10 protein-coding genes are annotated in these 11,484 nt (G+C 64.1%); all 10 read right to left on the bottom strand.

What is annotated here, in order from left to right:
- A partial coding sequence (locus tag WBB85_RS16685; protein ID WP_432639723.1) for an intermembrane transport protein PqiB occupies positions 1 to 2,040 on the bottom strand: 2,040 nt, incomplete at its 3' end.
- Positions 2,037 to 2,672, bottom strand: a complete 636-nt coding sequence (locus WBB85_RS16680; protein WP_432639722.1) for a paraquat-inducible protein A — start codon at positions 2,670 to 2,672, stop codon at positions 2,037 to 2,039. The genes WBB85_RS16680 and WBB85_RS16685, both read right to left, overlap by 4 nt.
- A complete protein-coding gene (locus WBB85_RS16675; RefSeq protein ID WP_432639724.1) occupies positions 2,639 to 3,205 on the bottom strand; it encodes a paraquat-inducible protein A in 567 nt (188 codons plus the stop codon). Before WBB85_RS16675 ends, WBB85_RS16680 begins: the two co-directional genes overlap by 34 nt.
- 180 nt (positions 3,206 to 3,385) lie before the next feature.
- A complete protein-coding gene (locus tag WBB85_RS16670; RefSeq protein ID WP_432639721.1) occupies positions 3,386 to 4,543 on the bottom strand; it encodes a serine hydrolase in 1,158 nt (385 codons plus the stop codon).
- Positions 4,528 to 6,627 (bottom strand): acetate--CoA ligase family protein, encoded by a 2,100-nt coding sequence (locus WBB85_RS16665; protein WP_432639720.1) that lies wholly within the window; start codon positions 6,625 to 6,627, stop codon positions 4,528 to 4,530. Before WBB85_RS16665 ends, WBB85_RS16670 begins: the two co-directional genes overlap by 16 nt.
- Positions 6,624 to 7,784, bottom strand: a complete 1,161-nt coding sequence (locus tag WBB85_RS16660) for an acyl-CoA dehydrogenase family protein (RefSeq protein WP_432639719.1) — start codon at positions 7,782 to 7,784, stop codon at positions 6,624 to 6,626. The genes WBB85_RS16665 and WBB85_RS16660 overlap by 4 nt, the downstream gene beginning before the upstream one ends.
- The gene (locus WBB85_RS16655; protein ID WP_432639718.1) at positions 7,784 to 8,581 is read right to left on the bottom strand and encodes an ABC transporter permease; all 798 of its coding nucleotides are present in this window, start codon (positions 8,579 to 8,581) and stop codon (positions 7,784 to 7,786) included. The genes WBB85_RS16660 and WBB85_RS16655 overlap by 1 nt, the downstream gene beginning before the upstream one ends.
- The gene (locus WBB85_RS16650) at positions 8,578 to 9,429 is read right to left on the bottom strand and encodes an ABC transporter permease (protein ID WP_432639717.1); all 852 of its coding nucleotides are present in this window, start codon (positions 9,427 to 9,429) and stop codon (positions 8,578 to 8,580) included. Before WBB85_RS16650 ends, WBB85_RS16655 begins: the two co-directional genes overlap by 4 nt.
- A gap of 101 nt (positions 9,430 to 9,530) precedes the next feature.
- Positions 9,531 to 10,640, bottom strand: a complete 1,110-nt coding sequence (locus WBB85_RS16645; protein ID WP_432639716.1) for an extracellular solute-binding protein — start codon at positions 10,638 to 10,640, stop codon at positions 9,531 to 9,533.
- Positions 10,641 to 10,718: 78 nt separating this feature from the next.
- The coding region (locus WBB85_RS16640) for an ABC transporter ATP-binding protein (protein WP_432639715.1) at positions 10,719 to 11,484 on the bottom strand (766 nt) is incomplete at its 5' end.

Genomic DNA, 11,484 nt, shown 5'->3' with positions numbered 1-11,484 from the left:
GGCCAGTTGGCTGACTGCTCGGGCGGCCTGACGGACCTCGCGCAGGGCCGCGAGCGTCTCTGCGTTGAAATCCGAGCGGTCGCCGTAAGCCGAAATCAGCGCCTCGGATTGCGCGACGAGCTGGTTGAGGCGCGCCGAAAGATCGGGCAGGCCTTCGGCCGCCTCGGCGACGGCATCGGCGGCGTCGCGCGCCGAGGCCATCGTCGCATTTGCATTCTCGACCGCCCCGCCTTCGCGCAGCTCGGCCAAGGCCGCCCGGATTTCATCAAGTGCTGCGTTCAGAGAGGGGGGCAGGTTGCGCGCGGCTTCGGTGCCGATCACCTTGTCGGCGCTGTCGAGCACACGGGTCGCCGCGGTGATCAGCTCCTCGGCCTCAAGCGAGTTCGCCTTGGCCGCCACGGCCTTCAGGTCATCGACCAGTGCGGGGAGCTCTTCGGAGGCCGCAGCGAAATTGGCCGCGGCTGTATCGGCGCTTTTCAGTGCCGCCGCGAGATTGTCGAAGGCGCCTGCGGTTTTCAGGTCTGATACCACGCCCCTCAGATCGGCCACCGCCGCCCTTATGTCACCCGGCAGCGCCCGCGTCGCTTCGTCGTTCACCAAGGCCCGCGTATCTTCCAGCAGCGCCACGATCGCATCGGGTGCCGCGCGGGTGCTGTCTGAGGCGGCGACGGCCTCGATCGAGGCCATAAGGCTGATGGCCTGATCCAGCAGTTCCTCGATCGGCAGAGCGTTGATCCGCTCCAGCACGCCTTCGGCCGTGGCGGTGAAGTCCGGCAGGTCGGACCCGCTGCTGGGCAGAAGCGGCAGGGGGTCTGCGTTGCGATCGAATACCGCCGGGGTCGCGTCCTCCACTTCGACAAGTTCCACGACCAGAGCGGAGCTGAAAAGGTTCGCCGCCGCGAGACGGGCGCGAAGCCCGGACAGGACCGCGGCGTCGAAGAAGTCGAGTACTTCAGCCTCGCCCGCTCCGGGTGGCAGGCCCAGCCGGTCGGGTTCGATGGCAAGATTGGCGAACAGCCGGACGCGGGGCCCTGCATCGGATTCCTCGACCTGCGCCGAAAGAGCCGTCACCTCACCCACCTTCAACCCGCCATATTGCACCGGCGCGCCCGGTTCGAGGCCGCTGACGGATTCGTCGAACTCGGCCGCGACCGAGACCGAGGCACCGGACGAGCGCACGAAAAGGCTGCGCCGTGCTTCGGGTTCGTCAGGATAGATGGTGAAGACATGGCCTGCACTTACCGGTGCCCCGCCTTCATAGATCGTGTCAAACTCGATCCCGCCGGCAACGACCGAGGCGATGGAATCGAAATCGAGTGTCAGGCCCTGACCCCCAAGCGAGACGGAAAAGCCGGACGTGTCCCAGAACCGCGTGGCGGCGTTCAGTCGGCGGTCATGCGGGGCGTCAATGAAGGCGTCGACGACAATGGCGTCAGATGACACGGTCAGGCGCGGCTTTTCCAGCCGGCCGACCTCTACCCCATGAAAGAAGATCGGCGCCCCTTCGGAAATCAGGCTGCCATCGGTGGTGATCAGGCTGATGCGTTTGCCTTCCCGCCCCGGCTGGACCAGAGGCGGACCGTCACCGCCCGTAAAGCTCCATTGCTGCACGCCCGGCACCTGATCCCAGGCGCCTTCGATGTAAACGCCCGACAAGACGGTCGACAGGCCGCTGATCCCGCGGGTGGAGACCTTGGGGCTGACAATCCAGAATTCGGATGCGTCATCCAGAAACGGGGCCACATCCTTGTCGATCCGCGCATGAACGACGACCCGCGACAGGTCAGGGGTGAAGGTCACATCCTCGACCGTCCCAACGACCACATCCCGGTACCGGATCGTGGTTTCGCCCGGCGTGACACCCGGCGCGTTGGAAAAGCTGATCTCGATTGCGACACCGCGCTGCGAAAAACTTTGCCATGCAAGTCCGAGCGAAACCGCAAGTGCCAGCACGGGGACAAGCCAGATGAATGACAGGTTGCGCCAGAACGAGGCGCGGGCAGGGCGGATGTCCAGTTCTGCGGGATCGGGTTCGGTCACGTGTCATCTGCCTCATAGGCGTCCCAGATCAGTCTGGGATCGAAGTTCTGCGCTGAAATCATGGTGAAGGCAACCGAAAGCGCGAAGCTGACGGCGGCGGTGCCGGGGTTCACACTGGCGACGAAATCAAGCTGCACGAGGGCGGCGAGGATCGCCACGACGAAGACGTCGATCATCGACCAGCGGCCAATGAATTCGACCACTTCGTAAAGATGCTGGCGTCCACGACCGCGCATCGCATCGGGCGAGCGAACCGAGATGGCCAGATAGCCGATGGCAATGAACTTGCCGATGGGGATGATCACCGAGGCGAAGAAGACGATCAGCGCGACGCCCCATGACCCGTGGTCGAACAGCTCGGCCACCCCGCCGATGATGGTGTTTTCCTGTTTGCGTCCAAAGGTGGAGGTGACCAGCATCGGATAGATGTTGGCGGGCAAATAGGCGACCATTCCGGCGATCAGCCAGGCCCAGACCCGTTGCAGGCTGGCCGTGTCGCGACTGGACAGGGCGCTGCCGCAACGACCGCAGCTCGGGCGATCGGGTTGATAGACCCTGCCACAGGTGGTGCACGCGACCAGACCCGCCCGACGCGCGGTCAGGACCGCCTGCGTTCTTCGAGCGTTTTCCATATCGTCAACCTACACATGAACGTGTCCTTGAGGACGGTCACCAGAACCAAAGCCGCGAAGGCCCAGAATGCAGGACCGGGTGTGACCTTGGCAAGCCCCGCAACCTTGACCAGCGCGACGGCCACGCCGACGATGAAAATCTCGGCCATGGCCCAGGGCTTGGCGGCCTCGGCCCAGCGGAAAGCCACTGCAGCGTGGCGCGCCGGATGCCAGCCAAGCGCCATTGGCGCCAACGCATAGGCCAAAGCCAGGAATCGGCCGAGTGGCAGGACGACGATCAGCGCCGCCACGGCGACCGACAAGGGCAGCATGCCCGCCCCGGAAAACGCCATGACCGCCCCCATGACCGAGCTTGTCCGGCTCAGCCCGCCCGCATCGAGTTGCAGGAAGGGAAAGAAGATCGCGGCGATCATCAGGATGGCGGCGGTCGCGGCCAGCATGACGATCCGCGTCATCGCCCCCCGGCGCGGGCTCATCAGCACCGTGCCGCAGCGGTGGCAGCGGGCTGAGGCCCCGACGGGGATATCCGACATATGGTGAAGCGCATCGCAGGTCGGGCAGGCGATGAGCTGATCGAGCCGGGGATCACCGGAGCGGACAAGGCCTGTGTCGAGAGAATCGCTTTCCAATGCCCGGTCGCCCATTCCGTTCGGATGCCCTGTGGTCAAGGACACATCCTATACATGGCGCGACGCCGGGGCGATAGGTGGTAGTCAGCCTGTCAGGGGCGTCGCGAGGATCGCGTCGAGCGACTGGATGACCCACGCCATATAGGCCTCGTCATAGCCGGACTCGTTTTCCAGAACGCTCAGAAAGGCCGCGACCCGTCCGGTGACCATATCGACCATCAGGAACTGGCCGCCATATCCGGCATGGCCGATCCATCTTCCATTGGTCATCAACTGGTTGGAATAACGCATCCCGGGACGGGTGGGGCTGAGCGGATTGGGCCCTCGGTGGCGCGAGGCCTCGGTGAACGCCGCATTGCCGACATCCGCGCCGCTGACCGCCCGTCCGCCACGGGCGAGCAGAAGGCCGAAGCGTGCAAGGTCGCGGGCCGAGAGGCAGCCGCCACCGGACAGCGCGGGCAGACCGTCGGGGCTGAGCGACATGTGAAACCCGCCCTCATATCCCGCCGCATCCGCGATGGCCTCCAGCCGCCGGAGCGGGTGGTCGCCAACCGCCGCGGCGATGAGTGTCAGCACATCGGTATTGGCGGATTTGTAAAGCGCATAGCCGGTGCGGTTCGTCAGGTCGGAACCGGTGATCCCGGCGGCGAAGTCGCGCAGCGTCATCTCGGCCCGTCCGTCAGGTGGCAGCCGCCAGCCCAATGCCTCTTCCTCGGCATAGCAGCCCGAATGCGGGTCGGCATAGTCTTCGGTGAAGTCATTGGCGACGTTCATGTCCATCACGTCGGCGACCGTCGCCGCCGCATAGCCCGATCCGATCCAGGGCAGATAGGTCGAGACGCTCGCGGCGGGATCGACCCGGCCGGATGCGATCAGTTCGCCCATGATCAGATGTGCGTGCAGCTTGGTGACGGACTGGATCGAATGTGGCCGGTCGGGGCCAAAATCGGGTGCGTGTCCGCTGTAAAGGACCCGGTCGCCTTCGGCGATGACCAGCGCCGAAAAGGCGGGATGCTGCGTCAGTCCTGTCCGTGCGGCGGCATCGGCGATGGCGGGGTCGGGCCGTTCATGCAGCGTCAGGATGCGGCGCGCCTGCAGCGTCAGGACCCGCCGCCACAGGCTATGGCCGTTGTGAAAACCGTGCCGGCGGTTCTGCGGCTGGTTCCAGCCCTGTTTGTTGTCGGGGCCGACGGTCAGGGCGGGGTTGGGACGGCTGGGCAGGTTGCTCAACGGGTGGGCCATTCGTGCAACAGGACATCAACGGCAGTGATGCCGTCTTGATGCACGAAAAGCGGGTTGATTTCCACTTCTGCGATGCGGTCGGCGTTTGCAGCGACCGCCTCCGCGAAACCGGCGAGCGTCCGGGCGAGCGCGGTGATGTCGAGCGGTCGGGACCCACGATACCCCCCCAGAAGCCGCGCCACTTTCAACCGGAGCAACGCGGCCTCGATCTCATCCGCCGTGGCCGGGAGAAGCAGCGTCACGCTGTCGCCGACAAGCTCGGTCAGGATACCGCCCGAGCCGAGTGTCAGCGCCATGCCGAATTGCGGGTCAGAGCGGATTGAGAGGATCAATTCGGCGACGGGTTTTGGGGCCATCGCCTCGACCAGAAAGCTGTCGGTCACGGCCTGCGGATCATGCGTCCTGACCGAGTGCCGCATGGTTTCAAGCGCGGTCATCAATGCGCCCGTATCCGTCAACCCGACCGCAACGGCCCCCGCCTCGGTCTTGTGCGCAAGACGTGGCCCCATCATCTTCAGAACGACCGGGAAGCCCAGTGTGTCAGCGACTTCCACGACTTTGTCGCCGTTGACCAGACGCCCCTCCGGCACGTCTATGCCGAAGTCGCGGAGGCGTGCCTTGCCTCTGGCTTCATCGATCATGGTCAAAGCGTCCGCAGCGCGGGCTGGCAGGAGGGGTGCCGGTTGCGCCCCGGCGATCCGGCTGCGCAAAGCGCTCCAGCGCGTGGCCGCGTGGATTGCGTTCAGCGCCTCGTCGATCCCCTGCATCGGGGCAATGCCCCGGGCGATCAGCATGTCGCGGGTGTCGGCGTCGATATTTTCGGGCAGGGTGGCGCAGATCGCGGCGGGGATGCCGCGGCTATGGGCGGCCTCGGTAAAGGCCTTCGCGTCGTTGAGGTAGAAGACCTTCGACTCGTCGAGCCCCGCCGCCGGGTAGTCCTGCACCAGCAGTGCCGCATCGGCCTGCGCCAGCGCCATGGCGCGCCCGAAGACGGGGCCGGTGATTTCGGGCTGGCCCCAGATCGGTGTCGTATAGTCTAAAGGGTTCGAAACGGTGGCGATGGGCGGCAACATCGCCGCCAGTTCCGTGCGGGCTGCGTCATCGAAAACCGGGAAGTCGAGCCCGATGATTTCGGCGTGATCGGCCAGCATCGTCGCCCCGCCACCCGAACAGGTGAACCCCGCGACACGGCCACCCTTCGGCGCGCCAGAAACGCAAAGAAACTTCAGGGTTTCAAGTAGTTCTGAAGGGTTCTTAACACGGATCACGCCGCAGCGATCAAAGAGCGCATTGTGCAGATCGTCCGCGCCCGAGAGTGATCCGGTATGGCTGACCGTCAGGCTGGCGCCGATCTGCGACGATCCGGTTTTCAGCGCCACGACCGGCACGCCCCGGTCGAGCGCCTTGAGGCAGGCGGCCTCAAACGCACGGACATCGCGCAGGCCTTCGATGTGGATGCCAATTGCGCGGACGGCGGGGTGATCGGCGAGGTGATCGACGAAATCCTCGATCGTCAGCACCGATTGGTTCCCGCCCGAGATCATATGCGTGAGGGGCAGCGAGCGCTGCGCCATTGTGATATCGGACGAAAGCATGCCGGATTGGGTGATGATCGCAGCACCCCAGCCGGGGCATGACCCGCCATGGGCGAAGGGCCAGAGTGCCGCGCGGTCGAGATAGTTGATCATGCCATAGCAATTGGGGCCGATCAGCGCCATCTGCTCCGTAGCCTCGATCAACTGGCGTTCCAGCTCTGCCCCCCCGGCGCCCGCCTCGCGGAACCCCGCCGTGTAGCAGACGACGCCCCCGGCCCCCATTGCCGCCAGTTCGCGTACCGCCTCAACTGCGGCAGGCGCGGGGACGGCAAGGAACACGGCGTCGGGGGCTTCGGGCAGGTCGGCTAGGTTGCGATAGCAGGGATAACCGCCAAGTGTGTCGCGCTTGGGGTTCACCGCCCAGATGTCCCCCAGAAACCCGCGCCGGTCGGCTTCCTTGATCGCGACCTCGGCATCGCGCCCGCCGATGAAGGCGATGTGGCGCGGGTTCAGAAGCCGATTCAGATTGGCGCGACGATCCGGCGTCATGCCCCAAGCGGCCTCAGGATTGCGCGGGTGATGATGTGGCGCTGGATTTCGGACGTGCCGTCCCAGATCCGTTCGATCCGTGCATCACGCCAGAGACGCTGGACCGGCATTTCTTCGACCAGCCCCATGCCGCCAAAGACCTGCACGGTGTCGTCGGCGACCTTGTTCAGCATCTCAGAGCAATAGACCTTGACCATCGCCGCATCGCTGTCCGTCATGATCCCCTGATCGGCGCGGCGCACGGTATCGGCGACCAGAAGTTCCGCGGTGCGCAACCCGATTGTCATGTCGGCCAGGCGAAAGCCGGTCGCCTGAAACTGGCCGATGGGCTGGCCGAACTGCTTGCGGCTGGCACACCAGTCGGTGGCGAGTTCGATCAGCCGCTCGGCCTTGCCGCAGCAGGACGCGCCGATCCAGACCCGGCCCATGCCCAGCCATTTCCCGGCCAGTTCAAACCCCTTGCCCTCTTCGCCCAGAACCTGACCGGGGCCAAGCCGGACATTGTCGAAGATAAGCTCATAGGTCTTGTAGCCACGGTTGGAGACGCATTTGCTGCCTTCGCGGAAGGCGACGCCGGGTGTGTCGCGGTCGACCAGAAAAGCGGTGACGCGCTTCCTTGGCCCGCGCTTTGTTTCATCGACCCCGGTCGCGGCAAAGACGATGGCGAAATCGGCCATGGTCGGGGCCGAGATGAAGTGTTTCATCCCGTCGAGGATCCAGTCCCCCCCTTCCGGCCGGGCGCGGGTCGCCATCCCCATAGCGTCCGATCCCGCGCCCGGCTCGGTCAGGGCAAAAAGCTCGCGCTTGTCGCCGCTGACGCAAGGAAGAAGGTACTTCTCGATCTGCTCGCCTTCACAGGCCAGAAGAAGCTCTGTCGGACGCGCGATCCAGGAATGCAGCGCATGGCTCGTCCGCCCGAATTCACGTTCGATGATCGCCATCTGGGTGTAGTTGAGGCCGCCCCCGCCGACACGTTCGGGCTGATTGGCGGCGAACAGGCCAAGTTCCTTGGACTTCGCCTCGATCCCACGGCCGATCTCTTCGGGCACTTCGCCGGTCTGATCGACCAGCTCCTCATGCGGGATCACTTCACGGTCCAGAAAGGCGCGGACCGAGGCGCGCAGCAGTTCGTCTTCATGCGACAGGGTGAGGGTCATCAGGTCTCTCCGGAATTGCGGGTTCGGCGCGCGTTCAGCGCCTGAATGATGAAGAAGATCAGCGTGATGGCGATCAGCACGACGGCGGCAGCAGCGACCGTCGGGTCGGTGTTTTCGCGGATACCGTTCCACATGCGGCGGGGCAGGGTGTAGACGTTGAATTTCGACAGGAAGAGCGTCACGACAATCTCGTCCCATGACGCGATGAAGGCAAAGATGGCACCCGCCAGCACGCCGGGACGGATGGATGGCAGGATCACCCGCCGCATCGTCGTCCAGTTCGAGGCGCCCAAGTTGCGCGAGGCCTGTTCAAGCCGCGGATCGAAGCCCGCGAGTGAGGCCGAGACGGTGATCAGCACCAAGGGCGCGCCAAGAACGGTATGGGCAAGGATCAGTCCGGGATAGGTGTCGATCAGGCCCAATGGCACCATGAAGCGGTAGAATGCCATGGCCGAGATGATCGGCGGCACCACCAGCGGCAGCAGCAGAAAGGCCCGCACCGCCTCACCCCATTTCGACGAAACCCGCCAGAGACCGATGGCGCAGAGCGTGCCGAGCGTTGTGGCAAGGGCCGCCGATGTGAGGCCGATGACGGCGCTTTGCCAGAAGCTCGACATCCATTCTTCACTGCCGAATAGCTTGTCGAAATGCCTGAGCGATATTTCCCCCTTGGGCATCGACATGAACCGTTTCGGCGTCAGCGAAACCGGAATGGCGATCAGCGCCGGGGCCACGAGGAAGAGAAGCAGAAGCCATGCCCAGTAGCGGTTCAGGGTTTCGGAAAAGCTGCGCCTCATGCCTTTGCCCCCCCGAAGATTGTCGACAGCTTCATGAAGCGCGACATCAGGAAGAGAAGCGCGAGCACCCCGAAGAGCATCAGGGCTGCCAGCATCGCCGCCGTGCCCCAGCGCAATGTCACGAGGATCTGGACCGAGATGTATTCTGCCACCATCAGCACCTTGCCACCGCCAAGGATCGCGGGTGTCACGTAGAAGCCGAGCGAGAGGATGAAGACCAGCAGTGATGCAGCGACGAGGCCGGGCTTGGTCAAGGGCAGATAGACCCGCCAGAAGGTCTGGTTGCCGGTGGCACCAAGGCTGCGGGAGGCCGACAGAACGCGGGTGTCGATGTTCTGCATCACCGCCAGAAGCGGCAGGACGGCATAGGGAACCATGTAGTGCACCATGCCGATCAACACGCCCAGTTCATTGCGCATGAACTCGATCGGTTGGGCGATGATGCCGATATTCACCAGCGTTTCGTTCACCAGCCCCTTGCGGCCCAGAAGCATGAGCCAACTAAAGGTGCGGACCAGAACGGAAATCCAGAACGACACCAGCAAAAGGCTCAGCATCCGGTTGCGGCTGCCTTTGGCGACATGGACCATCGCATAGGCGATGGAATAGCCGAAGATCACCGAGAATGCGGTCGTGATCACGCAGATGCGGATCGTCGTCCAGAGGATGCCCGCGAGGCTTTCCGACGTGACGAGGGCGGCGTAATTGCCAAGGCCCGGTTCAGGGTCGGTCACGCTCAGCCACAGGATGTTGATAATGGGCCCAAGAAACAGCGTCACCACAAGCGCAAGGAACGGCAGGACAAGAAGCCAGCCGGTGCCGATGCGTGAGAGGGGGGAGCCGTTCATCCGTGTGCGTCCGAAAAATTGGGGGAAAAGGGCCGGGCCCGAAGGCCCGTGCCAAGTCTTTGGGCCCGGCGGCGCGGGAGCGGCACCGCCGGGGTCGAGGATCAGGAGATCGCGTCGAGGAAGGCGTTGACGGCATCGCCGCCATTCTCGCCCCACCAGGTCGGATCGTTGTAGACGATGCCGTCGATGTTCATCGCCGAGGTGATGGCGTAGGGTTGCTGGTCCTCGGGGATCTGGGCAAAGGCCTCGGGGTTCGAGGGCGTCATGCCGAGACAGTCCAAGAGCGTCAGCTGTGATGGCACACCCTGCGCGGTCGCGATGAATTTCATCACGGCCTCGCGCCCGGCCGGATTGCCCTTCGGCACGATATAGGCGCCCGGCATGGCAAGGGCTTCGTTCATCACCAGCTTGTAGCGAGCGTCGGTGTCGTTCTCGATATTGCGGCCCCGGTTCTGCCAGACCATGCCCATCGAGACCTCGCCATTGACGACCATCGAATGCGCCTCGGAGCCGGACCCCCAGTAAAGGCTGTCATCCTTGATCGATTTGATCTTGGCCAGCGCCCGGTCCATGTCGAGCGGATAGAGAGCGTCCTTGGCGACGCCATCCGCCAGAAGCGCGCTTTCCAGTGAACCATTGGCCCATTTGTAGAGCGAGCGTTTGCCCGGGAACTTTGCCGTATCGAAGAAATCGGCCCAGGAGTTCGGCGGATTGTCCCCATACACCTCGGTGTCATAGACGAAGGCATAGCCGTAAAGGATGATCGAGACGCCATGCTCCAGCGCGTATTGCGGCAGGGTGCGATCCTTCGAGACGACGTCATAATCGATGGCTTCCAGATGGCCCGACGGCCCAAGCGCCACAGCGTCGAAAAGGTCGGCGTCGCAGACATCGGCAGTGACGTTGCCGCTGTCGACCATCTCCTTGATCTTGCCTTGCAGCGGGCCGGACGTGTCGAATTTCAGTGGCATGCCGGTTTCTGCGGTGAAGGGATCGCCGATCGCCTTGCCATGGCATTCCTCGGACTGGCCGCCCCAGTTCCAAATGACGATTTCATTCGCCGCCGCCTCGGCATCGCCCGCGATCACCGACTGGGTCGCGATTCCCGCCATGCCGCAGAGCACAAGGAATGACCGCCGGTCCATCCGGCCTTCCTTGAACGCCTTGGCGCCTTCCAGCGCCGTCTCACGCATGAATTGCTTGTCGTGCATTCTGGTCTCCTCCATGTTGGCCGGGCTTGCCGCCCGGTTCAGTTGCGGGGTCCGTTCCTCCCACCCCGCTATGGGTCTTCAGTCTGCGTCCAGTCTTACCGCTGCCGCGTCGGACCAGCTGAGGTCCACTTCCGCGCCCTCGGCCACGGGTGCACCGCCGCGCCAGGCATCGGCATCGACCTCGATCTCATCCATCCCCGGCACAGTGACGTCGTATTTCAGGACCGAGCCGAAATAGGTCATCGCGCGGACGGTGCCGCTGACCGTGTTCGGCCCCTTGCCTTGCCCCTTCGGCGCGATGTCGATCTTTTCGGGGCGCAGCGCGTAAAGCGCGCCGTCGCGTGTCAGGAAGTTCGACTTGCCAAGGAAGCTCGCGGAAAAGCGGGTGCGGGGCTTCTGATACAGTTCTTCGGGCGTGCCGACCTGTTCGATGCGGCCGGCTTGCATGATCACGATGCGGTCCGACATCGACAGCGCCTCTTCCTGATCGTGGGTCACATAGATGAAGGTGGTGCCGACGCGGCGGTGAATGTCCTTGAGCTGGTCCTGCACTTCGACGCGCAGCTTCTTATCCAGGGCACCCAAGGGCTCATCAAGCAAAAGCACCGGTGGTGCGAAACAGAGCGCACGCGCCAGCGCCACACGCTGCTGTTGGCCGCCGGAAAGCTGGCCGGGCAAACGGTGGCCGAACTCCTGCAACTGGACGAGGTCCAGCATCTCATCGACGCGGGCTTCGATCTCGGCCTTGGGGCGTTTCCTCACATCGAGCGGATAGGCGATGTTCTGACGCACGGACATATGCGGGAACAGCGCGTAGCCTTGAAAAACCATGCCGAAATTGCGC

The organism is Albidovulum sp., assembly GCF_049646345.1.
Taxonomy (GTDB): Bacteria; Pseudomonadota; Alphaproteobacteria; order Rhodobacterales; family Rhodobacteraceae; genus Albidovulum.
Note: the sequence above shows the minus strand (reverse complement) of the source record. Positions and strands in the feature narration are given on the sequence as shown.

Excerpts from the sequence above, each read along its gene's own strand:
- WBB85_RS16680 (WP_432639722.1), bottom strand. The coding sequence starts at position 2,672 with ATGGAAAACGCTCGAAGAACGCAGGCGGTCCTGACCGCGCGTCGGGCG.
- WBB85_RS16675 (WP_432639724.1), bottom strand. The coding sequence starts at position 3,205 with ATGTCGGATATCCCCGTCGGGGCCTCAGCCCGCTGCCACCGCTGCGGC.
- WBB85_RS16670 (WP_432639721.1), bottom strand. The coding sequence starts at position 4,543 with ATGGCCCACCCGTTGAGCAACCTGCCCAGCCGTCCCAACCCCGCCCTG.
- WBB85_RS16665 (WP_432639720.1), bottom strand. The coding sequence starts at position 6,627 with ATGACGCCGGATCGTCGCGCCAATCTGAATCGGCTTCTGAACCCGCGC.
- WBB85_RS16660 (WP_432639719.1), bottom strand. The coding sequence starts at position 7,784 with ATGACCCTCACCCTGTCGCATGAAGACGAACTGCTGCGCGCCTCGGTC.
- WBB85_RS16655 (WP_432639718.1), bottom strand. The coding sequence starts at position 8,581 with ATGAGGCGCAGCTTTTCCGAAACCCTGAACCGCTACTGGGCATGGCTT.
- WBB85_RS16650 (WP_432639717.1), bottom strand. The coding sequence starts at position 9,429 with ATGAACGGCTCCCCCCTCTCACGCATCGGCACCGGCTGGCTTCTTGTC.
- WBB85_RS16645 (WP_432639716.1), bottom strand. The coding sequence starts at position 10,640 with ATGCACGACAAGCAATTCATGCGTGAGACGGCGCTGGAAGGCGCCAAG.